Origin of the sequence: Microbacterium sp. As-52 (assembly GCF_049949185.1) — a bacterium.
Classification (GTDB): Bacteria; Actinomycetota; Actinomycetes; order Actinomycetales; family Microbacteriaceae; genus Microbacterium; species Microbacterium maritypicum_A.
On record NZ_CP188171.1, the window covers coordinates 3,260,139 to 3,284,033 of the forward strand.

16 protein-coding genes are annotated in these 23,895 nt (G+C 69.2%); 9 read left to right on the top strand and 7 right to left on the bottom strand.

Annotation, left to right across the window (positions count from 1 at the left end; translation table 11 throughout):
• Window positions 1-33: 33 nt before the first annotated feature.
• Entirely contained in the window at window positions 34-1,056 is a 1,023-nt protein-coding gene (locus tag ACLFA2_RS15790) for an endonuclease/exonuclease/phosphatase family protein (protein ID WP_021199627.1), read from the bottom strand.
• Window positions 1,057-1,156: 100 nt separating this feature from the next.
• On the opposite strand from ACLFA2_RS15790, the gene ACLFA2_RS15795 reads away from it, so the two are divergent.
• Together ACLFA2_RS15795 and ACLFA2_RS15800 are read left to right on the top strand one after the other, a co-directional pair.
• Window positions 1,157-2,029: a PHP domain-containing protein gene (locus tag ACLFA2_RS15795; RefSeq protein WP_029260323.1), complete on the top strand. Its 873-nt coding sequence runs from the start codon at window positions 1,157-1,159 to the stop codon at window positions 2,027-2,029.
• A 63-nt stretch (window positions 2,030-2,092) separates the two neighbouring features.
• Window positions 2,093-3,001, top strand: coding sequence for a DUF817 domain-containing protein (locus ACLFA2_RS15800; RefSeq protein WP_426621601.1), 909 nt, complete (start codon window positions 2,093-2,095; stop codon window positions 2,999-3,001).
• Between the two features lie 96 nt (window positions 3,002-3,097).
• On the opposite strand, the gene ACLFA2_RS15805 is transcribed toward ACLFA2_RS15800, so the two are convergent.
• The gene (locus tag ACLFA2_RS15805) at window positions 3,098-4,618 is read right to left on the bottom strand and encodes a DEAD/DEAH box helicase (RefSeq protein ID WP_167254509.1); all 1,521 of its coding nucleotides are present in this window, start codon (window positions 4,616-4,618) and stop codon (window positions 3,098-3,100) included.
• 196 nt (window positions 4,619-4,814) lie between these two features.
• Between ACLFA2_RS15805 and ACLFA2_RS15810 the strand changes: the two genes are divergently transcribed.
• A complete protein-coding gene (locus ACLFA2_RS15810) occupies window positions 4,815-5,528 on the top strand; it encodes a ferritin-like fold-containing protein (protein ID WP_021199631.1) in 714 nt (237 codons plus the stop codon).
• An 18-nt stretch (window positions 5,529-5,546) separates the two neighbouring features.
• Here the strand turns inward: ACLFA2_RS15810 and ACLFA2_RS15815 are convergent, their stop codons facing one another.
• Together ACLFA2_RS15815 and ACLFA2_RS15820 are read right to left on the bottom strand one after the other, a co-directional pair.
• Entirely contained in the window at window positions 5,547-5,834 is a 288-nt protein-coding gene (locus ACLFA2_RS15815) for a hypothetical protein (RefSeq protein ID WP_426621602.1), read from the bottom strand.
• A gap of 7 nt (window positions 5,835-5,841) precedes the next feature.
• Entirely contained in the window at window positions 5,842-6,066 is a 225-nt protein-coding gene (locus ACLFA2_RS15820; protein WP_017828623.1) for a DUF3107 domain-containing protein, read from the bottom strand.
• Between the two features lie 170 nt (window positions 6,067-6,236).
• Here ACLFA2_RS15820 and ACLFA2_RS15825 point away from each other — a divergent pair, with 170 nt between their 5' ends.
• Both ACLFA2_RS15825 and ACLFA2_RS15830 read left to right on the top strand, forming a co-directional pair.
• The gene (locus ACLFA2_RS15825) at window positions 6,237-9,458 is read left to right on the top strand and encodes an ATP-dependent helicase (RefSeq protein WP_426621603.1); all 3,222 of its coding nucleotides are present in this window, start codon (window positions 6,237-6,239) and stop codon (window positions 9,456-9,458) included.
• The gene (locus ACLFA2_RS15830; protein ID WP_426621604.1) at window positions 9,455-12,994 is read left to right on the top strand and encodes a UvrD-helicase domain-containing protein; all 3,540 of its coding nucleotides are present in this window, start codon (window positions 9,455-9,457) and stop codon (window positions 12,992-12,994) included. Before ACLFA2_RS15825 ends, ACLFA2_RS15830 begins: the two co-directional genes overlap by 4 nt.
• On the opposite strand, the gene ACLFA2_RS15835 is transcribed toward ACLFA2_RS15830, so the two are convergent.
• Window positions 12,940-14,313: a hypothetical protein gene (locus tag ACLFA2_RS15835; protein WP_040569699.1), complete on the bottom strand. Its 1,374-nt coding sequence runs from the start codon at window positions 14,311-14,313 to the stop codon at window positions 12,940-12,942. The genes ACLFA2_RS15830 and ACLFA2_RS15835 overlap by 55 nt on opposite strands.
• Before the next feature lie 64 nt (window positions 14,314-14,377).
• Here ACLFA2_RS15835 and nudC point away from each other — a divergent pair, with 64 nt between their 5' ends.
• Together nudC and ACLFA2_RS15845 are read left to right on the top strand one after the other, a co-directional pair.
• Window positions 14,378-15,259, top strand: coding sequence for an NAD(+) diphosphatase (gene nudC / locus ACLFA2_RS15840; RefSeq protein WP_426621605.1), 882 nt, complete (start codon window positions 14,378-14,380; stop codon window positions 15,257-15,259).
• The gene (locus tag ACLFA2_RS15845; RefSeq protein WP_031207240.1) at window positions 15,238-16,977 is read left to right on the top strand and encodes an ATP-dependent helicase; all 1,740 of its coding nucleotides are present in this window, start codon (window positions 15,238-15,240) and stop codon (window positions 16,975-16,977) included. The genes nudC and ACLFA2_RS15845 overlap by 22 nt, the downstream gene beginning before the upstream one ends.
• An 827-nt stretch (window positions 16,978-17,804) precedes the next feature.
• On the opposite strand, the gene ACLFA2_RS15850 is transcribed toward ACLFA2_RS15845, so the two are convergent.
• Window positions 17,805-19,214 (bottom strand): zinc-dependent metalloprotease, encoded by a 1,410-nt coding sequence (locus ACLFA2_RS15850; protein WP_021199639.1) that lies wholly within the window; start codon window positions 19,212-19,214, stop codon window positions 17,805-17,807.
• 118 nt (window positions 19,215-19,332) lie between these two features.
• On the opposite strand from ACLFA2_RS15850, the gene ACLFA2_RS15855 reads away from it, so the two are divergent.
• Together ACLFA2_RS15855 and ACLFA2_RS15860 are read left to right on the top strand one after the other, a co-directional pair.
• Window positions 19,333-20,424: a YlbL family protein gene (locus ACLFA2_RS15855; RefSeq protein WP_426621606.1), complete on the top strand. Its 1,092-nt coding sequence runs from the start codon at window positions 19,333-19,335 to the stop codon at window positions 20,422-20,424.
• A gap of 77 nt (window positions 20,425-20,501) precedes the next feature.
• Entirely contained in the window at window positions 20,502-23,414 is a 2,913-nt protein-coding gene (locus tag ACLFA2_RS15860; RefSeq protein ID WP_029260315.1) for a UPF0182 family protein, read from the top strand.
• A 73-nt stretch (window positions 23,415-23,487) separates the two neighbouring features.
• On the opposite strand, the gene ACLFA2_RS15865 is transcribed toward ACLFA2_RS15860, so the two are convergent.
• On the bottom strand, window positions 23,488-23,832 hold the full coding sequence (locus tag ACLFA2_RS15865; protein WP_029260314.1) for an ArsR/SmtB family transcription factor: 345 nt from the start codon (window positions 23,830-23,832) through the stop codon (window positions 23,488-23,490).
• Window positions 23,833-23,895: the final 63 nt, after the last annotated feature.

Below are 23,895 nucleotides of genomic sequence, written 5' to 3' on the forward strand. Positions count from 1 at the left end.
TCCAGTCTGTCACCTGGCGGGCGGGTGCGGGAGTCAGCCGGCGGGCTCGAGCTGCACGACCAGAGCGCGGTGGTCGCTGCCACCGGCATCGTCCAGCACGACCGACCCCGTCGGAGACCAGTTCTGCGACGCCATCACATGATCGATCGGGGCGCCGGCGAGGGCAGGGAGAGAGCTCGGCCAGGTACCCGTGAGGCCGTTGCCGGTGCGGGACGCGACATCGCGGCAGTAGCCGATATCTCCGCCCTCGACTCCGAGAGGGGCCATGTGGTCGATCGTCGCGTTGAAGTCACCGGCCAGGATGAAGTCGCCCTGGGGGCACTGATCCGCGATCCACTGCAGGTCGCTGCGCCACTGCTGCATCTCCTCCATGCGCGGCGCGACCGCGTGCACGGCGACGATGGTGGGGCCGGAGCCGTCGATCGGCATGAGCACGACGCTGGGCACCGAGCCGGTGTTGCTGGTGCCATCCTTCGCCGACTCGATCACGGAGTACTCCCCGAGGTCCGGGGCGACCAGCACGGTCGTCTGCCACGACTGCGGCCCGTCCTGCACATCCGGGCGGAACTGCACGTGGTGCACCCACATGGGGTGTCCCTGCTCGCGGAGCATGATAGCGATGCGCTCGCCGACGGCCTCGGTCGTCTCGGGAAGGGCGACGATGTCGGCCCCCTGATCGAGGATCTGCTGGGCGATCACCTCGGCAGACACCGCTTCTCCCGCCGTGTTCCAGGTGAGCACGCGGACACTGTCCTCGGTCTTCTCCGGGAGTGGTGATCCCCCGAAACCGCGAACGGCACCGATCGCCGCGGTCGCGCCGGCGCCGAGCAGCGCAACGATCAGGACAGAGGCGGCGAATCCGCGGAGCGGACGGGCGAACAGGAGCAGGAGCGCGAGCACCGCGACGACGAGGAATCCGCCGAGCACGATGCCGCGCGCGGACACGAGCTGCGCGAACGGGTAGGTCTGCTCGAGACGGAAGAACTGCGGCCACACCACGACCGCCGTCGCGATCGCGAGCAGCACGGTGAAGAGGATCCCCAGGAGACGAAACATCCCCACCAGCCTAGGAGCGTCGCCTGTGAAGTCCCTGCCTCGACATCCGCTTCCGTGCGCCTCCGCGTCCGCGCGGGTCACCGCTCGGTACGCTCGGAGGATGGCCACTTCGTCCCACGGATTCGCCGGTCCCGCCGACCTGCACCTGCACTCCAACCATTCCGATGGCACGGAGTCGCCGGCCGAGGTCGTCCGGCAGGCGCACGCGCACGGGGTGCGCACGCTCGCGCTGACCGATCACGACCGCTCGACCGGTTGGGGCGAGGCGGGAGACGCCGCCGTCGCACGAGGGATGACCTTCATCCCGGGGATGGAGCTCTCCGCGAAGCACGAGTGGCGCAGCGTGCATGTTCTCGGCTACCTCTTCGATCCGGAGGATGACGCGCTGCGGGCCGAGACCGATCGCATCCGCGGTGATCGGATCGGCCGTGCCGAGCGGATCGTCCGCAACATCGGGCGAGACTACGACCTGCAGTGGGACGACGTGGTGGCGCAGACGGCACTCGACGCGACGGTGGGGCGTCCGCACATCGCCGACGCCCTCGTCGCCCGGGGCATCGTGCGGGATCGGACCGAGGCATTCGACGGCATCCTGCATCCGCGGGAGGGATATTACGAGCCGCACTACGCACCCGACCCGTTGACCGCTGTGCGTCTGATCACCGAGGCGGGGGGAGTGGCGATCATCGCCCACCCCGTGACGGCGGGGCGCGACCGCATGATGCCCGTGGCGTTCATCGAGCGCCTCGTCGATGCAGGCCTCGGCGGGTTCGAGATCGAGCATCGCGAGAACACGGAGGCAGGGAAGCGGCTGCTGCGAGAGATCGCCGCGAAGCACGACCTCATCATCACGGGCTCGAGCGACTATCACGGCGACGGCAAGCCCAACCGTCCCGGCGAGAACACCACCTCTGACGAGATGGTGGCCAGGCTCATAGCACGCGGCACGGGCACCGCCCCGCGTTTTCCCTGATCCTCGGCATTCTGGTGGTCATCTCCCGGCGACCTGTCGAGCGGGACCGATACCGTCCGAGGCATGCAGCGAGCGACTTCCCTCGAGCGACGCGTCGACGCGTGGGCTCATCGCCTCCTCCGCGATGCCCCGTCGAACGGCATCCGCGCCGGCCTGATCGAGTTCGCGGTGTTCGTCGTCAAGCAGGCGTGGGCGTGCATCTTCGGGGCGGCGCTGCTGGTCCTGATCGTCGCCGCGCGTCTGTGGTACCCCGACGATGCGGTGCTCGCCCGCAACGACGCACTCACCATCGCCGCTGTGCTCATCCAGGTGGCGATGCTCGTCTTCCGACTGGAGAGCGGGCGTGAGCTGTGGGTCATCGTCCTGTTCCACATCACCGGCACCGCCATGGAGCTCTTCAAGACCGACGTGGGGTCGTGGGCGTATGCCGCGGACGGGATCCTCCGCATCGGCGGTGTCCCGCTGTTCAGCGGTTTCATGTATGCGGCGGTCGGGTCGTACATGGTGCGCGTCTATCGGCTGTTCGACCTCGGGTTCACGCGGTATCCGCGGCGATGGATGACGGCCGTCCTCGCAGCGGCGATCTACCTCAACTTCTTCACCCACCACTGGTGGTGGGATGCCCGCTGGGTGCTCCTGGCGGGAGTCGTGGCGCTCTGGCTGCCCACAGTGATGCACGCGCGGGTGTGGCGGCGCACGATCCGTCTGCCGCTCCTGGCCGTCTTCGGCGGGGTCGCGGTGTTCATCTATCTCGCGGAAAACATCGGCACGTGGGCGGGCGCATGGGCCTACCCGGATCAGGCCGGAGGCTGGCAGCCGGTCTCGTTGAGCAAGCTGAGCTCGTGGTTCCTGCTGATGATCATCTCAGTCGTGCTGGTCGCCTGGGTGTATCCGCCGCAGGTACCGGCAGCCGTGCTGCGCACGGCCGCCGAGGCACGCGCACAGGAGTCGGATGTCGGCGACCGACGGTGAACCCGCCGCAACCGGCTCTCGGCTTCCGCGTCCACACATGCGAGAGGGCGCATACGCCGGAGTGAACCCGGTGGATGCGCCCTCTCGGTGACGTGCTCAGGCCCCGGTGACGGGAGCCGCGCCGGCGCCGGAACCGCCACGGCGACGACGGCGACGACGTGCCGGAGCCGGCTTGCCGTCGTGGTGCTCCTTGCCCGCACCGTCATGCGTGCCCGCGCCCTCGGCACCGCGATCGGCGGCCGGTGCGGACTGCCCCTCGCCGGACGTCGAGTCTGCCGCGCCTTCGGTGAAGGTCGAACCGACCGGAGTCGTGCTGTTGCGACGGCGACGACGGCGGCGGGTGCCGCCCTCATCGGTCCCCTCGGCGGCGGCGTCGGCCGCGCGCTCGGGTCGACGGGTGCGCTCGGTCTTCACGGACTCCGTCTTGGGCGCCGACACCAGGCGGCCCTTCGTGCCCTGGGGGATGTTGAGGTCCTCGTACAGATGCGGGCTGGACGAGTAGGTCTCGATGGGCTCGGGCTGGCCGAACTCGAGGGCGCGGTTGATCAGGGCCCACTTGTGCAGGTCTTCCCAGTCGACGAAGGTGACCGCGATGCCGGTCTTGCCCGCGCGGCCCGTACGGCCTGCACGGTGCAGGTACGTCTTGTCCTCATCCGGGATCGTGTGGTTGATGACGTGCGTCACGTCATCGACGTCGATGCCTCGGGCGGCCACGTCGGTCGCGACCAGGACGTCGCGCTTGCCCGCCTTGAAGGCGGCCATCGAGCGCTCGCGCTGATCCTGACCCATGTCACCGTGCACGCCACCCACATTGAAGCCGCGGTCGCTCAGCTCGTCGACGAGGCGCTGCGCCGCGCGCTTCGTGCGGGTGAAGATCACGGTCTTTCCGCGACCCTCGGCCTGCAGGATGCGGGCGATGACCTCGTCCTTGTCCATCGAATGCGCACGGTAGACGAGGTGCTTGATGTTCGCCTGCGTGAGGCCCTCGTCGGGGTCGTTCGCACGGATGTGGATCGGGTTCGACATGAAGCGACGCGCGAGGGCGACGATCGGGCCGGGCATCGTCGCGGAGAACAGCTGCGTGTGACGGACGGCCGGGACTTTCTGGAAGATCTTCTCGATGTCGGCGAGGAAGCCGAGGTCGAGCATCTTGTCGGCCTCGTCGAGCACGACCTCGGTGGCGTGCGAGAGGTCGAGCAGGCGCTGACCGGCGAGGTCGATCAGTCGACCGGGCGTGCCGACCACGATCTGCGCGCCGGCCTTGAGCTGGTCGATCTGACCTTCGTAGGCCTTGCCGCCGTAGATGGCGACGACGCTGGTCGAGCGGTTGCTGGTGAGCAGGTCGATGTCTTCGTACACCTGCACCGCGAGCTCGCGCGTCGGCACCACGATGAGTGCCTTGACGCCGTGCTCCGGGTCCTTGCCGAGGCGCTGGACGACGGGGATGCCGAAGCCGAAGGTCTTGCCTGTTCCCGTCTTGGCCTGACCGATGATGTCCTGGCCGGGAAGGCCGAGGGGGATGGTCTGCTCCTGGATGGGGAACGCGTCGACGATGCCCTTGGCGGCGAGTGCGTCGACGATGTCCTGATCGATGCCGAGATCGGCGAAAGTTGTCACTTTATTCAGATTGCCTGTCCGGCGAGCCTGCGGGATCGCCACGTTAACGGATCCACGCCGTCTCTTGTGCCACAGGCGCGGGGCCCCGCTCCGACGGCGGGGACACGCCCAGCCTACCCGAGGGGCGCATCCGGCCAGGAAGGAGCGTTCGGCACGAGTATTGTGAACGTCGTGGTGGACTCGGGAGGACGACCTCGTGGTTAAGTGGTTCTGGCAGCGCGACGACGCGCCGCGACGCACCCTCGCGCTGCGCGGCAGAGGCGAGCAGGGGGATGCGACGCGCATCGATTTCGCCGAACTCGCTCCCGAGCTCAATCGGTTCCTCGGGCAGGCCGCCTATCTGCAACTGGGCTACTTCGAGACGCTGACGCGTCTCATCCGCGCCACGACCGCGCTCTCCGAGAAGGAGTCGCTGTCTCGTGCGGCAGGGGCCGCCTTGACCAAGCATCGGGGGATCGTGGAGCTCATCGCCGAGCACGGTGACGACCCCACGCAACTGATGCTCCCGTTCCGGGAGAACCTCGACGCGTTCCGTCGAAAGACCATCGGCGCGCGCCCACGGGAGACGCTTCTCGCCGTGTACATCACCGCCGGAATGCTCGACGACTTCTATCTCGCGCTGGCGTCCAGCTACGGAGACACCGGGCGGCGCGTGGCGGAGATCCTCCGCGAGGACGACGCTCGACACGAGATCGTCGCCATCATCCAGGAGACGATCGAGAGTGACGAGGAGTGGCGTTCGCTGCTGTCGATGTGGGCGCGCCGCCTGGTCGGCGACACGATCCTCGTCTGCCGCTCTGCGCTGCGGCCCGAGCGTCTCGAGATCGACGAGGAGCGCATCGAACCGGTCTACACCGAGCTCATGGGTGCGCACGCTCGTCGCATGGACGCGATGGGACTGGCGTCCTAGGCGACACAGTTCGACGGGTCAGATGCCCAGCGCCGCCCTGCTCTGCGCGTCGGAGCGCTTGCGCATCCCGGTGATGGCCACGGTCGCCAGTGCGGCCACGAGGGGAGCGCCGAGGACGCTCGCGAGCCACAGCCAGATGCTGTCCTCGCCCACACCGGCCCACTGCAGGCCCGTGTAGGTGAGCGCCGAAACGGCGGTGGCGATCGCCGGGGTCAGGGCGACGCCGCGCAGCTCGCGATCACGGATCAGGAAGTGCGCGGCGATTCCCAGAGCGCACGCGCCGATGAGTGCGAGGAGGATGTACATCGCGCGGTCAGGCGACGAAGCCGACGCGGCGCGATTCCTCGGTGCCCAGCTCGATGTAGGCGAGGTTCGCGGTCGGGACGATGTAGGAGTTGCCCTTCACGTCGGCGAAGCTCACGTGCGACGCGCTCTGCTCGAGCGCCGCGGCGACCTGGGTGCGGACCTCTTCAGCGCTGGCGCCGGTGTCGAAGCTCAGTTCACGGCCGGTGTTGATGATGCCGATGCGGATTTCCACGCGTGCTCCTTGAAGTTCGGGGACTGCGCCAACTCTACCCCGCGGGCACCGGGCAGGATCGGCCGCGGGGACCGGTTTCGCCGTGAGCGCACAGCGCGGACGAGTGCGACCCCGGACGTGCCTGGCGGGTGCGGGCTGCGATGTCCGCACGTCCGGATAGCGTGGAGGTCATGACACCCGATACCGCTCAGCGTGCTGTGATCGCCGCAGAGCCGTCGGCATCCGGCGTCGTCATCGGCGCGCCGGGAACGGGCAAGACGCGCACCCTCATCGAGCGTGTCGTGCACCTGCTCGACGTCGAGGGGCTGCGCCCCGAACAGGTCCTCGCCCTCACCCCGAACCGCCAGGCGGCAACGGCTCTGCGCGATCGGATCGGCGTGCGCATCGGTCAGGCGACGCCGGGACCGTTGGCCAGATCGCTCGGTTCCTTCGCCTTCCAGATCGTCCGTGGAGCGATGGTGCGAGAAGGAGCCGAACCGCCGGCGCTGCTGACCGGTGCCGATCAGGACCGCATCATCGCCGAGCTGCTCGCCGGAGATGCGGAAGACGGGCGCATCCGGTGGCCCGACGCGCTGAGCCCTTCCGTGCGCGCCTCGAAGGGGTTCCGCTCCGAGCTGCGTGCCTTCCTCGCCGAGTGCACCGAGATCGGCGTCGGCGCCGCGGAACTCCGGGCCTCGGGAAACGAGGTGTGGGTGGCGACGGCGGAGTTCCTCGTCGAGTACCGCATGGTCCTCGACGCGCTCCGCTCGGCGCACCGCGACGCCGCTGATCTGCTCAGCGAGGCGAGCACCATCCTGGATACGGCAGACGCGAACACCCTCGGCCCGCTCGCTCCCTTGCGCGTGGTGCTCATCGATGACGCGCAGGAGCTCACCCGCGGTGGGATCGCCGTCGTGACGGCCTTGCGCAGCCGCGGGATCGCCGTGCACGCCTTCGGCGATCCTGACATCTCATCCGGGTCGTTCCGTGGAGCCAGCCCCGAGCTGTTCGCCCAGCTCGCCGGCGTGCTGGGAGACGTGCACGTACTCGACGGGCCGCACCGCCAGCGTCCGGCGCTCACGGCGCTCACCCGCACCGTGACGCAGGCGATCGGCGTGTCCGGACGGGTCGAGCACCGGCGCGCTCCGGTGCCGGTGACCGCCGAAGAGGTCGAAGCCGGAGTCGCGACGTTCGTTGCTCCTTCCCCCTATGAGGAGCTCGATCGCATCGCCGGCGTCATGCGCGAGTGGCACCTCTCCGACGGCATCCGCTGGGACCGGATGGCGGTCATCGCCCACGACACCCGGCAGGTCACCGCACTCGAGACCGAACTCGCCGCCAGGGAGATCCCGACACGAGCGGCCGGTGTGCAGCGCCCGCTCGGCAGCGAGGGGATCGTACGCGACATCGTCGGCATCGTGCGTCTGGCACTCACCCCGGTCGAAGAGCGCACGTCGCCCGCACTCGAGGAGGCGCTGCGCACCCCCTTCGGAGGGATGGACGCGATCGGGCTGCGGCGACTGCGTGCGCGCCTCCGACACGTCGAACTCGAGCAGGGAGGATCGACGCCTGCACGCGAACTGCTGCGCCGGGCGATGGCGAATCCTGCGCACCTCACGCTGATCGACGCTCCGGAATCGCGCACGGCCGAACGGTTCGCCGAGACGATCGAAGCGCTCTCCCGCGGTGCGGCGGCGGGGGAGACGATCCACGACCTGCTGTGGCGGGTCTGGGATCAGGCTCGGGCCGTCGACGGCCGGCGGCTGCAGATCGCCTGGCGCGAGATCTCGCTGCTGCCGACGGGAGCGGAGACGGCTCGTTCGCTCGATGCGCTGGTCTCTCTGTTCGACGCCGCGAAGCGCTTCGTCGAGCGTACGCCGAACGAGAGGCCCGAGGTCTTCGTGCGCGACATCCTCGACAGCGAGGTTCCGGAGGATTCGCTGTCAACTCCCGACCGGCCGGGAAAGGTCACGCTGCTGACCCCCGCCACCGCCCTCGGCACGGAGTTCGACGCGGTCGTGGTCGCCGGCGTGCAGGACGGCATCTGGCCGAACGTGCGGTTGCGTGGCGGTCTGCTGCAGACCTGGCGTCTGCCGGATGCGATCCAGGCCGCCCGCACGGGGATCTCCATCGAGGCTCCAGGGGTCCTCGACCGTCGACGTGCGGCACTGCACGATGAGCTCCGGCTCTTCGTGCGCGCTGTGTCGCGCGCACGCGATCGTCTCCTGATCACGGCGGTGGACGACGACGACCTCACGCCCAGCCCGTTCTTCGGCTTCCTTCCTGCGCCGGAACCACCCGAGCGGCATGCCTCGGCGGAGCACCCGCTCACCCTGCGCGGACTCGTCGCGCGGCACCGACGCACGCTCACGACGACGGTCGCCGAGCCGGTGCGCCGTGCCGCCGCGGCACAGCTCGCCGTCCTCGCTCGCGAAGGCGTCCCTGGAGCCGACCCGGCGGAGTGGTACGGGATCACCCCACCATCGACGCAGGCGCCGCTGCGCGATCTCGCCGTCACCGGAGCCCGGGTATCGCCCTCGAAGATGGAGTCCTACGAGGAATGCGGCCTCAACTGGGTCGTCTCGGCGCTCGGCGGCGACACCGTGATGCCGCCGACCGCCGGCATCGGCACGATCGTGCACGAGGCGATGGAGAGGGTACCCGAAGGAGATCTCGAGCGGATGCGGGAGATCGTGGCCGAGCACTGGCCGGAGCTCGATTTCGAGACCGAGTGGATCGGACGCAAGGAACGACGTCGTGCCGATCTGCTCGTCGATCGGCTGCACACCTACCTGGGCGACGTGCGCCGGGAGGGAGGGCGCGTCATCGGCAGTGAGGTCGAGTTCCGCTTCGCCGTCGACGTGGCTCCCGCGACCGACGAGGAGATCGCGCCGACGGTGCACGCGGTGGGGGAGGACCGGGCGAATAAGGCGATCATCCACGGCTACATCGACCGTGTGGAAGCCTACCCGCCGGGCGCCGGCGAGCATCCGGCAGCTCGAGGCCGCGGCTGGGAGCCGATGTCGGGGGGTCCTGACGGCCCGACGGTCGTGGTCGATCTGAAGACGGGGAAGAACGATCCCGAATCCGACTCCGGTGTGATCGAGCACGCGCAGCTGGCCGCCTATCAGGTGGCGGTCCAGCAGGGACTGATCGAGGGGGCGCCGTCGTCGTCGCTGGCCGGCGCTCGACTCGCGATCGTCTCCAAGACACTCGCCAAGAGCGACTACCGCATCGCCCATCAGCACACGCTCGACGATGAGTCGCGAACGGCGTTCCTGAAGCGCGTGTCGGATGCGGCTCGCGGCATGTCGGCATCGAGCTTCACCGCGCAGGTCGAGTCGCACTGTGCGGACACGCAGCGCCGAGTGCACCCCTGCCGCATCCACACGGTGCCGGCGGTGAGCTCATGACGGGCGTGAGCGGACCGGAGCGGAGCGGCGCAGGGTGGAGCGGCGGTGCGGGCATCTCCGCCACAGACATCGCGGCTGCGCTGGGGCAACCGTCGCCGACACCCGCACAGCAGCGGGTGATCGAAGCGCCGCCGGAGCCTGCCCTGGTCGTCGCCGGAGCAGGAAGCGGTAAGACCGAGACGATGTCGGGGCGGGTGGTCTGGCTCGTGGCCAACGGGCACGTCCGCCGCGACGAGATCCTCGGCCTCACCTTCACGCGCAAAGCCGCAGGAGAGCTCGCGGAACGGATCGCCCATCGGCTCGCGGTCATCGACGAGTACGGACGCCGGGGGCTCCTCCCGCATCTGCCCGAGATCGTGGCGGACGGGTCACTTCGGAGGGTCGACGAGGCCGTGCCGGGCCGACAGCGTGAGCTGGTGCGCGCGCACGTGCTCGACGAACTCGCTGCGCACCGCGGAACGGGATGGGATCCGGTGACCCCTCGTGCTGCGGAAGACCTGATGATCCGGCCGCGCGTCTCGACCTACAACGCCTTCGCCGACGGCATCGTCCGTGAGCACGCGGCGCGCATCGGACGGGACCCCGACGTGGCGATGCTCAGCCAGGCCGCCTCCTGGATGCTGGCACGCGAAGTGGTGCTCCGCAGCGACCTCCCCGAGCTGGAGAACATCGATTTCGCGCTCGGCACGGTCATCGACGCTGTGCAGAGGCTCGCCGGCGATGCCCTCGACCACCGCGTCGACCTCGACCGTGCCGAGCACATCGCCCGCGATCAGGCACTCGCGTTCGAGCCCTATCGGGGCAACGCCGACGTCGAGAAGGCGGCGGTGAACCTGCTCAGTCTGCCGACGCTGACCCGCCTCGTGCGCGACTACATCGCCGAGAAACAGCGCCGAGGCGTGCTCGACTTCGCCGACCAGGTGGGCGGGGCCTACGACATCGTCGAATCGGCTCCCGACGTACGGGCCGAACTGCGCGAGCAGCACCGTGTCGTGCTGCTCGACGAGTACCAAGACACGTCGGTCATCCAGACCCGCTTCCTCGCCGAGCTGTTCCGCGACTCCGCGGTGATGGCCGTGGGCGACCCGCATCAGTCGATCTACGGTTGGCGAGGTGCGAGCGCCGACAACCTCTACGCCTTCTCCCGCACGTTCTCGAGCACCGCAGCGGCGCAGACCTACAGCCTCATGACCAGCTGGCGCAATGATCGAGGCATCCTCGGGATCGCTAACCGCGTGCTCGAACCCCTGCAACGCCCGGGGCTCGACGTGCCGCCGCTCGAACCGCGCCCCGGCGCCGGGGAAGGCACCGTGACCATCGAGTACCCGTTCACGGTCGACGAAGAGGCATCCGCCGTGGCGGAATGGTTCGCCGAGCGCCGTGCCGCGCACGACGCCCGCAGCGCCGGTGAGTCCCCGGGCGCGAAGCCGCACACCGGTGCCATCCTGTTCCGTTCGAAACGCCACATGCAGACGTTCGCCGCCGCGCTCGCGGCGCGTGGCATCCCGCACCGCATCCTCGGCCTCGGCGGTCTGCTGGCGACGCCGGAGGTGGTCGACGTCGTGTCGACGCTGCGCGTGGTGCACGACCCCACCGCGGGGTCGGCGCTCATCCGCCTTCTCACGGGTCCTCGTTTCGGTGTCGGCGTTGCCGACATGGCGGCGCTCTACGACCTCGGGCGCACACTCTCCGAGCGCGACCCCGCCATGGCTCCGTTGCCCGAGGAGGTGCGCGCGCGGCTGCGTTCCTCGCGGGGGGCCGACGAGGCGGTCTCGATCATCGACGCGGTCGACGTGGTGCGTGCGGTGCGCGACGACTATCGGCTCCTCGAGTCCATCACGCCCGACGGCAGGGCGAGGGTGCGTGCGGCGGGGGAGATGCTCGAGCGACTGCGCCGCGCGTCCTCCCAGCCGATCCCCGAGCTGATCCGGCTGGTCGAGCTCGAACTGCGGCTGGACATCGAGTTGGCGGCCAACGAGACCAGAGGCCCGGCCCGTGTCGCCGCGACCCAGCTGCGGGCCTTCGCCGATGAGGTACGAGCCTTCCTCGCGGCGGACGAGCGGGGGAGCATCGGCAGTCTGCTCGCGTGGCTCGACAAGGCCGAGAGCACCGACGAGCTCATGCCCCGGCCCGAGCCGCCGGAGGCCGGAGTCGTGCAACTGCTGACGATCCATGGGTCGAAGGGGCTGGAATGGGACGCGGTCGCCGTGGTGCGGCTCGTGATCGACGAACTTCCCAGCCGGGTCTCCGACACCTCCGGCTGGTTCGGCTTCGGAGTCGTTCCGTTTGCTCTGCGCGGTGACCGCGACGCGCTGCCCCGATTCGAGTGGGATCCGGTCGAGGCGATGGGTGACGAGGCCGACCCCGTCAAGCGCCAGAAGCTCGCGCAGGCCTCACTGTCCGGTGGTGCGACGAAGGCGAATCCCCGGGGCGGCGCGATCAAACGCTTCAAGGATGCCTACCGGACCTATCAGCAGCAGGAGGAGCGGCGTCTGGCGTACGTCGCGGTCACCCGCGCGCGCACCGATCTGCTTCTCAGCGGTGCGCATTGGGCAGGACAGAAGTCTCCGCGCACCCCGAGCCCCTATCTGGTCGAGGCCATCGAGGTGCAGGGGCTCGACGAGGTCGAGGCGGTCGACCCCGACGACAACCCCTATGACGGCCCCGGTTCGACGCTGCGGTGGCCCCTCGACCCGTTGGGGGCACGACGAGAGGTCGTGTCCGCGGCGGCCGCGGCCGTGGACGACGCCGCACGCAGCGGGACGGCGGAACCGTCGGTGGAGCTCGCCCGCCTGTTGGCCGAGCGTGCGGCGCGGCAGCGCGGAACCGACGCGGACGCCCCGACGCGCGTCCCGGCATCGCGATTCAAGGACTACGTGACCGACTTCTCCGGCACGCTCTCCTCGATCGTCAGACCCATGCCCGAGCGACCGTACCGGCAGACCCGGCTCGGCACGCTGTTCCACGCCTGGGTGGAACAGCGTTCGGAGCTGGTCGGTGTCGGCAGCCGCCCGGATGAGGCCCTCTGGGAGCTCGACGAGGATGAGATCGCGTCGGAACCCGCGCAGGCGACGGTGGAGACGCGGGAGGGGGCGGCAGCGACCGCAGATGCCGCCGATCTCGCCGCTCTGCAGGCGACCTTCGAGCGCAGCGAATGGGGAGGACTGCAGCCGATCGCCGTCGAGATCGAGATCGACTTCGCCCTCGGCGCCGGACTTCCCTCGTCGGAGGTGGCAGGATCGCACATCGTCATCTGCAAGCTCGACGCCGTCTACCGACGTGCCGACCGTGGTGGACGCATCGAGATCGTGGATTGGAAGACCGGGAAGGCTCCGCGAACGGCAGACGAGCGCGAGGAGCGGATGCTGCAGCTGGCGCTCTACCGTCTGGCGTACCATCGGCGCTTCGACGTGCCTCTGGAGGACATCGACGTCGCGCTGTACTACGTCGCGGACGACCTGATCATCCGTGGCGACCGTGTCTACTCGGAGGAAGAGCTCTTCCAGCGCTGGAGCGCCGCCCGCGCCGCACGCTGAGCTTCGTCCGAGTCGGACTCGTCGTACTCGGCCGCAGCGTCCGATGCGGAAGGACGTGTCTGTTCGCGGGGCTCGAAACCACGGGTACCCGCGAAGATGCTCCGAGCCTCGGAGAGATCCTCGGTCTCGACATTGAGCATCTCGGTGCGGTGAGCGCTGTCGTCCTGGTCCCGGTCGGTCGTGCGTCCGGTGTCGATGGTGCGCACCGGTTCCAGTGACTCCGTGTCCTGCGGCGACGACTCCGCCTCCTCCGGGACTTCGATCCACAGTTCTTCGGGGTTGTAGGCATCGGTGTGCATGGAGGTGTCGACCTCGGCGACGGCATCCCGGGGCACGCGGTCGAGCGCGTCCATGGCGGAGTCGACGCCGGCAGCGCGGGCATCGATGATGCTGAGGTCGTCCGTTCGCAGGCCCTCGGCGAGAGCATCGAGCAGTGCGGCGGCATCGTCGACGATGTCCGGCCGATGCATGGAGTCGCCGTGCACGAGCCAGCGTGCGAACTCGAGTTCGGCGAGCAGGCGGGCTCGCACCTCGAGGCCGGGATCGGGGGCACGGTCGACGGCGCGGGCATACGCGGCGTGGACGTCGTCTGACGCATCGGGAGCTGCGGACAGCCAGGAGAGGTCGACCGCCGGGTCTCCCACCGCGAGCCCATGCCAACCGACGAGGCCGACCACTTCGGGCCCGCGCTCCGGATCGTCGTCGAACAGGAACGAGGTCGACTGCACGCCTCCGAGGACCACGGTGGACTCGAAGCGCCAGAGGTCGTCGTCGGCGACGGCATCGCGCCACCGCACCGTGAGACGTGCCGGCACGCGCCCGGTGGCCGCCGCGGTGTCGATCAGGCGCTCCAATTCGGCGCGGCTCTCCTCGGCGGTGCGGGTTCCGAGTCCTGCGCCCCGGACGACCGAGGTGGGAAGGCCGTGCACCGCGGCGATCGCGGCTCCCATCGACGGCGCGGCACCGCGCCCCGCGGGCACCAGGGCCGCCTCGATCTGGAAGCCGGGGAGGAGCTCGGTGACGAGCGCGCGACCCTCGCCGATGCGCGTCTCCCCGATGTAGGCGGGCACGCGGAACGGCAGCATGGCGCGGGCGCCGTCGGTGAGCGCTCGAAGAGCGAGGGCTTCGGCGGCGAGTTCGCGCGCCGTCTCGTCGTCGTCCGCGACGCGGATCGCGAGTTCACGGCCGTCCGCCAGCGAGGCGATGGCGGAGTCGAATCGACCGTCGCCGTCCGCGCTCAGACCGCGGGCACCCGTGACCTCCGCCCCGGGCAGTGCGGCGGTCACTGCCGCGGCTAGAGTGAAAGGAGAGCGTCCCATGCCCCCAGGGTAGGTCGGCTCAGGGGCGGTCCCGCCTCCGCCACGCCCGTGAAAGAGGGAGTCGATGACCATTCAGCGCCCGTCCCTCGACCGTGCAGCCGAACTCCGCGAGGAGCCGGATGTGCTCGATCGTCTGCGCGCCGACCCGGCGACCCGCGTCATCGACGTGCGTGAGGGACGTGTCCGGGTCGTCGATTCCGCGCTGCTGCGCGTCGCACCGGATGCGGTCGTCGAGGCGACCTGGGCTCTCCTCGGCCGCGATGTCGACGGCACCGTGCTGCTCCTCGCCGCCGCCCCGCCGGAGAACGACGCACTCGACACGGCCCCGGACGAGATCTGGCTCGGCCTCCGTGACCTCGGCGGACGTCTCGACGGGCAGGAGTCCGAGCTCCTGATCGGCGCGATCGCCCTCGCGGGATGGCTGCGCGATGCCCCGTTCTGCCCTGCGTGCGGTGGAGCGACGCGACTTCAGCAAGGCGGATGGTCGCGGCGCTGCCTCGTGTGCGGGCGCCAGCATTTCCCGCGCACGGATCCAGCGGTGATCGTCGCCGTCGAGAGCCGGGACGGCGAGCGCCTCCTGCTCGGCGCCAACGCGAACTGGGGCGGACGGATGTTCTCGTGCTTCGCGGGCTTCACCGAGGCCGGGGAGTCCCTCGAATCGACCGCATATCGCGAGATCGAGGAGGAGTCGGGCGTGCGACTGTCCGCTCTGCGGTACGTCTCGTCCCAGGCCTGGCCGTTCCCGCGCTCGCTCATGGTGGGCTTCCGCGCCGTGGTCGACGACGAGTCCGCTGCACGCCCCGACGGGGAAGAGATCATCGAGGTGCGCTGGTTCACGCGCGCGGAGATCGGCTCCGCACTCGCCGGAGACGGGCCTGTGGGCCTTCCGGGCCCGGCATCCATCGCCCGTGCCCTGATCGTCGAATGGTACGAGGACCACGCGTGAGCGCACTCGATGCCCTCGATGAGCGGCAGCGGGCAGCGGCATCCGTGCTGCGGGGACCCGTCGCCGTGCTCGCCGGTGCCGGGACCGGAAAGACACGGGTGATCACGCATCGCATCGCGCACGGCGTCGACACCGGCGCCTATTCGCCTTCGCGTGTCATGGCCGTCACGTTCACCGCCAAGGCCGCGGGCGAGCTCCGCGGTCGCCTGCGTGCTCTCGGAGTCGAGGGTGTGGCTGCCCGCACCTTCCACGCGACAGCACTCGCTCAGCTGAACTTCTTCTGGCCCACGCTGGCCGGTTCCCCGGCGCCCTCGATCATCGACAACAAGGTGCGGATGCTGGGGCAGGCCGCCGACGCGATACGCCTCCGTCCCAGCACGGCCACACTGCGCGACATCGCCTCCGAGATCGAGTGGCGCAAGGTCTCGATGCTGTCGATCGACCAGTACGCGGCACTCGGGCGTCCGATCAGCGGTGTCGATGCGGGCCAGCTGATCGAACTGATGCGGGGATACGAAGCACTGAAGGACGATCGTCGTCAGCTCGACTTCGAAGACGTGCTCCTCGCCTGCGCGGGCATGCTGGAGGCGGAGCCCCGGGTCGCCGCATCCGTCCACGAGCAGTACCGGCACTTCACGGTCGACGAGTTCCAAGACGTCTCGCCGTTGCAGAACCGGCTGCTCGAGCTCTGGCTGGGCGATCGCCATGACATCTGCGTGGTCGGCGATGCCAGCCAGACCATCTATTCGTTCGCGGGGGCCGAGCAGCGGTTCCTGCTCGATTTCGAGCGCCGCCACCCGGACGCGACGGTTGTGAGGCTGGAGACGAACTACCGCTCGCAACCGCCGATCCTCACCGCAGCCAACGCCCTGATGCACGGCCGCCCCGGCGCGTTGGAGCTCGTGCCGGCCCGGGAGCAGTTCACCGCGGATGCGCCGACCATCACCGCCTACGACACCGAGGGGGAGGAAGCCGCGGGGATCGCTGCGGCGATCTCCGCCCGCATCGAGGCGGGTGCCTCCCCCTCGGAGATCGCAGTCCTCTACCGGGCGCACGCGCAGTCCGCGGTTCTGCAGCAGGCGCTCGCGGCCGAGGGCATCGCGACGTCGGTGCTGGGCGGCACACGCTTCTTCGCCATGCCGGAGGTTCGTCAGGCGATCCTCGCGCTCCGGGCCGCCGCCGTGGCTCCCAGCGAGCAGGGCTTCCTCCCCGGGGTGGAGCGGGTGCTTCGCGAGCTCGGTCTCACAGAGGAGCCGCCGGCGGCAGGGGGAGCGCAGCGCAGCGGATGGGAGGCGCGACGTGCCATCCTCCGGCTCGCGGAGGAGGCGGGGCCCGAGGCGGATCTGCGAAGCTTCAGCGACGCGCTGATGGCGCGGGCGAAGGACCAGCACGAGCCGACCATGCGCACCGTCACGCTGTCGACCCTGCATGCCGCCAAGGGGCTGGAGTGGCCGCACGTGTACCTCGCCGGATGGGCGGAGGGATCGCTGCCGATCTCGTATGCGACGACGTTCGAGGCGATCGACGAGGAGCGGCGACTGGCCTACGTGGGCGTCACGCGCGCCGCCCGTACGCTGGCGCTGTCGTGGTCGAGATCAGCGGGTCGGGGGGAGCGCTCTCCGTCGCGGTTCCTCGCTGAGATGGGGACCACGGGCCGCGGCACCGGCATTCTTCGTGAAACGACACCGGACGCCACTCGCGGGAACCGTCCGCGCTGATCCGCACCATCCTCCCGGACGCACCTTCGTCGTCGGCGAGGAGCAGCGCGGCGAGCCGCCCGGCTTCAGCGACCTGCGCGGCGCGGATCGGGCCCGGATCACGACCGATCATCTGCGTGTGCAGCAGTGGCCAGGCCGGGTCGAGGTCTCGGGCATGGGCGTCGCGACACGCGAGACAGGCGGACACACCGGGGACCACGAGCGGCCCGACGGTCACGCGGCCGGGCTCGAACGCGACCGGTAGGTGCGCGACGTCCTCGCGCAGGTAGCGGGCGAACTGCAGTGCCGCGGACACGCCGTTCACGAGCACGATGGCCACGCCGGGCCGGTGACCGATGTCCACGAGTTCGATGCCTTCGTCGGAGAGTGCCTCGCGCATCCGGTACTCGCTCCGGCCGTCGGCGATCCCGATGTTCTCGACCCAGGCAGGGCGTGCCGCAGCGACATCGTCGAGGAGCACGTCGTCGAGACGCGCGAGGAGTGTGCGTGCCGCCTCCCGCGGAGCGCCGGCCGCGTGCGCGATCACGTCGAAGGAACCCCGCCGGAAACCGGAGCGCAACCGGCTGAGAAGCGGTTCCACCCAGGGGTCCTCCGCATCGATGCGCAGGCCGCCGTCATCTCCGAGCTGAAGGGTGTGCTCGTCGCGCCACAGCAGGGGAGAGCTCGGGTGCAGACGTGTGAGGAGCGGAGGGGTGAGCGGCATCTCTCCGATTGTGGGGAGGATGGCGGCATCGCGGGGCCGCAACCGGGCATCCGTGGACAACTCGCCGACGTTCGTCGAGCGGGGGAGGAGAGGTGCGGGCATCCTCGGACGCCCGCACCCTGCCTCAGACCGGTCGGTCGCCCTCCGGGGCCGCGTCGCCGTCTCCGTCCGCTTCATCCGTGGTTCCCGCTGCGGGCTCGTCGGCCGAGAAGTCGTCGCCGTCGAGCAGGCGGGCCAGTGCTTCATCGAACTCGTCGGCCACCGGCTGTTCGCCACGCTCAGCCGCCTGCAGCCGGGCGACGAGTCCGCTCGGGTCGTCGATGTCCTCGGCCGTCGGCATCAGGTCGGGGTAGTCCCACAGCGAGTCGCGTCCGCTGATGCCGACGGCGTCGGTCACCGCCTGCCACATCGCGGAGGCTTCGCGTATGCGTCGGGGGCGCAGCTTGAGCCCGACCAGTGCGCCGAGTGCGTCTTCCGCAGGACCGCCGACGGCGCGTCGGCGTCGAGCGGCTTCCGCGATGCGGGCACCGTCGGGCAGCCGCGAGGTCGCCTCGGCTGTCACCACGTCCACCCAGCCGTCGATCGTCGCGATGAGGTTCTCGAGTCGGGTGAGCGCCTCGCGCTGCGCCTCGCTCTGCACGGGGAGGAGAGCGCCGCCCTCGATCGCCGCGCGCAGTTCCTCGGGGTCGGAGGGGTCGAGGCGGCTGGCCACGTCTTCCAGCGCGTCCACATCGACGGTGACTCCGCGCGCGAAGTCGGTGATCTGCGCCATCACGTGCAAGTGGAGCCACTTCGCGTGCCGGTAGAGCCGCGCGTACGCGAGCTCGCGGGTGGCGAGGTAGAGCGCGATCTGGTCTTCGGGGATCTCGAGACCTTCGCCGAACGCGGTGAGGTTCTGCGGGATGACGGCCGCCGTCCCCGCGGGGAGCACGGGGATGCCGACATCGCCTCCGGAGACCACCTCGAGCGAGAGGTTGCCGAGCACCTGACCGAACTGCGCGGCGAACACCGAGCCGCCCAGGCCTCGCATCAGCTTGCCTGCCCCCTGGACGACGTCGCGCATCTCCTCCGGCACCTGCGTGTCCAGCGCGGAGGTCAGCGCGTCCGCGATGCTCGTCGACACCGGGTCGGCGATCTCCTTCCACACCGGCAGCGTCTTCTCGACCCACTCCCCGCGGGTCATCGCTGTCGGTGTCTCGGAGAGCTCCGAGATCGTCGTCGCCTCGCCGAGCCACAGATTCGCCAGCGCGAAGGAATCTGCGAGCGAGGTGCGTGAACCGTCGGTCACACCCTGCCCGTCGCGGTTGGCGATGAACAGGGCCTGGCGCAGCGCGTTCTCCCAGGGATCGCCACCGAAGGCGCCCTGCAGCTGCGACATGATCGTCTGCATCATCGCGGGATCGAGTGTGAAGCCGTCCATCCCCTCAAAGGCGCCCCGGAGCGCTTCGGGGTCGATGTCCCCGCCGCCCTGATTCGAGAGCATCTTCCGCAGGAACTCCTGGAAGTCCTCGGGTGTCGGGTCGTTGTCTGCCATGTCGCTCGCCCTCTCAGCACTTCTGTTGCCGTGGCCTCTACGCTAGTCACAGGTTTCTGCGCGCGAACCCGATGCGGGCAGATCGGTGTACGCCGCTCGCGAACGACGGAGGAATGCAGTGGATCGAACGCGGTCTGGGAAGCTCGGACTCGGAGTCTGGGCGCTGGTCGTCGCGCTCATCGCCCTGGTCGTGCTGACGTTCCTGCCGTCGCCCTACGTGATCCAGCGGCCGGGCCCGGTGTACGACACCCTCGGCACTGCGGAGGGAGCGGACGGCGAGCAGGTTCCGCTGATCAGCGTCGAGGGCGCCGAGACCTTCGAGACCGCGGGCACTCTGGACCTCACGACGGTCCAGGTCGTCGGCAACCGCGAGCGCACACCGAGCTGGTTCGAGCTGGCACTGGCGTGGATGGACTCGTCCAAGGCGGTCGTCCCGCTCGACACGGTGTTCCCGCAGGGGGTGACGAGTGAGCAGCGCGACGAGCGCAACGCCACGCTGATGGTGGACTCGCAGCACGAGGCGACGGCCGCGGCGCTGAACGAGCTCGGGTACGACACCGGTGCTCAGGTCGTCGTCGTCGACGCCGTCGCCGACTCCCCAGCCGCCGGCATCCTCGAAGCCGACGATGTGATCACCGCGATCGACGGCATGCCGGTCACCTCTGCGACGCAGCTGCGCGAGGCGATCCAGGCTGCCGAGGGAGCCCCCGTGCAGCTCACCGTGCTGCGCGCCGGAGCCGAGCAGACCGTCGAGATCACTCCCGAGAAGCACACCGAGGGCGACGCGACCCTGTGGCTCATCGGCATCACGCTCCGCACCGACTACGACTTCGAGATCGACGTCACGATCCAGCTCGACAACGTCGGCGGCCCCAGCGCCGGGATGATGTTCGCGCTCGGCATCATCGACACCCTGACCGAGGGCGAGCTCAACGGCGGGAAGGACGTGGCCGGTACCGGCACGATCGACGCGGCCGGCACCGTCGGGCCTATCGGCGGCATCCGGCAGAAGCTCTACGGTGCCAGGGACGCGGGGGCCGAGTACTTCCTCGCTCCCGAGGCCAACTGCGACGAGGTCGTCGGGCATGTGCCGGACGGGCTCCAGGTCATCCGCACCGCGACGCTCGACGAGTCTCTCGCCGCGCTCGAGGTCATCGCGGACGACGGAGACGTCGCCGCTCTTCCGACCTGCGAACGCGCCGGGAGCTGAACACACATGTGCGGCCGTGACCTCGCCGTGACCGGGATGACAGCCTGCCCACAGTGAGCGATGCCTAGGATGGTGGGGTGACCTCCTCGCCTTCAGCTCCGAACCCGGCCACGCCTCGAACCTCACGACGCATTCTCGGCATCTCCCTGGTGATCATCGCCGCCTTGATCGCGGTGTTCTTCGTGTTCGCCTCCCTGTACACCGAGTTCCTCTGGTTCGACCAGGTGGGCTTCACCGGCGTCCTCACGACGCAGTGGATCGCCACGGCGGTGATGTTCGTGGTCGGCTTCCTCGGGATGGCCGTTCCGCTGTTCGTCGTCATCCAACTCGCGTACCGCCTGCGTCCGGTGTACGTGCGACTCAGCTCGCAGCTGGATCGGTACCAGGAGGTCATCGAACCGCTGCGTCGCCTGGCGATGTGGGGCATGCCCATCTTCTTCGGACTGTTCGCCGGCTTCGCGGCCGCGGGGCAGTGGAAGACCGTCTGGCTCTGGGCCAACGGTGTGGCGACGTCCGACGTCGACCCGCAGTTCGGCATCGACACCGGCTTCTACATGTTCGCGATGCCGTTCTACACGATCCTGCTCGCCTTCATCTCGGCCGTTCTGCTGCTCTCGCTCCTGGTCACCGCCCTCGTGTCGTACCTGTACGGCTCGGTGCGCATCGGCCAGGGTGAGCTGCGCATCTCGAAGCCCGCACGCATCCAGCTCGCGGTCATCGCGGGCCTCTACCTGCTGGTGCAGGCGGCGAGCCTCTGGCTCGATCAGTACAAGACGCTCGTCGAGCCCGACGACCGCATCACGGGCGCGGCGTACACGGGCGTGAACGCGACGATCCCGGGTCTCGCGATCCTCGCGATCATCGCCGCCGTCGTCGCGATCCTCTTCTTCGTCACCGCCGTCATCGGCCGCTGGCGCTTCCCGCTGGCCGCGACGGCGCTGCTCATCGTGGCGTCGCTCGTCGTCGGCGTGGGATACCCGTGGGTGGTCACCACCTTCCAGGTGAAGCCGAACCAGAACGCCTACCAGGCCGAGTACTACCAGCGGAACATCGACGGCACGAAGGAGGCGTACGGGGTCGCAGACCTCGAGACCACGCCCTTCGCCGCCAAGACCGACGCAGAGGCGGGGCAGCTGCGCGCCGACGCCGAGACCACCGCTTCGACGCGCATCATGGACCCGAAGGTCATCCCGCCGACGGTACGCCAGCTCGAGCAGTACCGCGGGTACTACCAGTTCCAGACGACGATGGACGTCGACCGGTACGAGATCGACGGGAAGATGCAGGACACCGTGGTTTCCGTGCGCGACCTCGACATGTCCGGACTCGGCGACGGCGACAACTGGAACAACCGCGTCGCGGTCTACACCCACGGCTACGGCCTCGTCGCAGCCGCCGGAAACCAGCGCACCACGGACGGCGAACCGGTGTTCCTCGAGCGCGGCATCCCCACCTCCGGGTTCCTGTCGGACCGCGAGAACTTCGAGCCGCGCGTGTACTTCGGCGAGAACTCGCCCGAGTACTCGATCGTCGGCGCCCCCGAGGGGTCGGAGCCTGCGGAGATCGACTACCCACGCGGCAAGGACGGCTCGAGCGAGACGAAGACCACGTTCGAGGGGAACGGTGGTCCGAAGATCGGTGACACGTTCACGAAGCTCCTCTACGCGCTGAAGTTCCAGTCCGAGCAGATCCTGTTCTCGAACCTGGTGAACGAGGACTCGCAGATCCTCTACGACCGCGATCCCAAGACGCGCGTCCAGAAGGTGGCGCCGTACCTCGAGCTCGACAGCGACCCGTACCCGAGCGTGGTGGACGGCCGCATAGTCTGGATCGTCGACGGCTACACCACGAGTCAGACGTACCCGTACTCGACGAGCGTGAGCCTGTCGGATGCGATCGCCGACTCCAACATCCCGTCGCCGACGCTCGCCATCGACGACATCAACTACATCCGCAACTCGGTCAAGGCGACGGTCGACGCCTACGACGGCTCCGTGACGCTCTACGCGTGGGACGACGAGGACCCGGTGCTGAAGACCTGGCAGAAGGTCTACCCGTCGACGGTGAAGCCGATCAGCGAGATGTCCGGCGAGCTCATGAGCCACGTGCGCTACCCGACCGACCTGTTCAAGGTGCAGCGTGACATCCTCGGGGTCTACCACGTCGACAAGGCCGGATCGTTCGCACAGCAGGACAACCGGTGGCAGACGCCGAACGACCCGCGCAGCGAATCGATGCTGCAGCCGCCGTATTACCTGACGATGCAGATGCCGGGGCAGGACACTCCGAGATTCTCGATGTTCTCGACGTTCATCCCGAACTCGCAGGGCGCGGGTGGAAGCCGTGACGTGCTGATGGGCTACCTCGCGGTCGATTCGGACGCCGGCTCGGAGAAGGGCAAGAAGGCAGAAGGTTACGGCCAGCTGCGCATGCTCGAGATCGACACCGACACGACCGTCCCCGGCCCCGGTCAGGTGCAGAACACCTACAACTCGGACACGTCCGTGGTGCCTCAGCTCAACCTGCTGCAGCAGGGGGAGTCCGAGGTCATCTACGGCAACCTGCTGACACTGCCCGTCGGTGGCGGTCTGCTCTACGTGCAGCCCGTGTACGTGCAGTCGTCCGAGGGGACGCAGCTGCCTCGACTGCAGAAGGTGCTGGTCGCCTTCGGTGACCGCGTGGCTTTCGAGAACACGCTCACCGAAGCCCTCGATACCCTCTTCGGCGGTGACTCCGGTGCAACCGGCGGCGATGACACGGTCGAACCCGATCCGGACGCTCAAGTGCCCGATACCGGCGAGGTGCCGACGACGGAGCCCACGCAGCCCACGGGGGCCGAGGCGGAGGCGCTCGCGGCTGCGCAGTCTGCTTTGGTCGACCGTGAGACGGCGCTGAAGGCGGGAGACCTCGCGAAGTTCGCCGAGGCGGACGAGCGTCTCACCGCAGCGGTGCAGAAGCTGATCGAGCTCGACTCCGCCGCAGGCAACTGATTCGAGACATCCGCATCGAATGGGCGTCCCTCCGGGGGCGCCCATTCGCGTCTCTCCGGTGGACCTTCCTCGGTCAGGCGGGCCGAAGTGCGGCGGAGGCGGCGTCGATGGCCTCGACGTCGAGGGAGAAGTACGCCCAACGTCCACGCTGCTCGCGCCTGACGAGTCCCGCGTCGGAGAGGAGCTTCATGTGGTGGGAAACGGTGCCCTGAGAGAGCCCGACGGGCTCCGTGAGATCGCAGATGCACGCCTCCCCGCCGTCACCGGCGGCGATGAGGGAGAGCAGACGCACACGGGTCGGATCTCCCAGCGCCTTGAACACGCGCGCCACCCTCTCGGCCTCCTCGGTGCTGATGGTCGAGGTGATGCGCGGTACGCAGCAGGAGGTGCCGGCGTCGATCGTGGCAGGGATGGTCATAGGGCCATGCTACCCACGTATTGACAAACATCGATAGATCACGCACTGTGGTCATATCGAAGT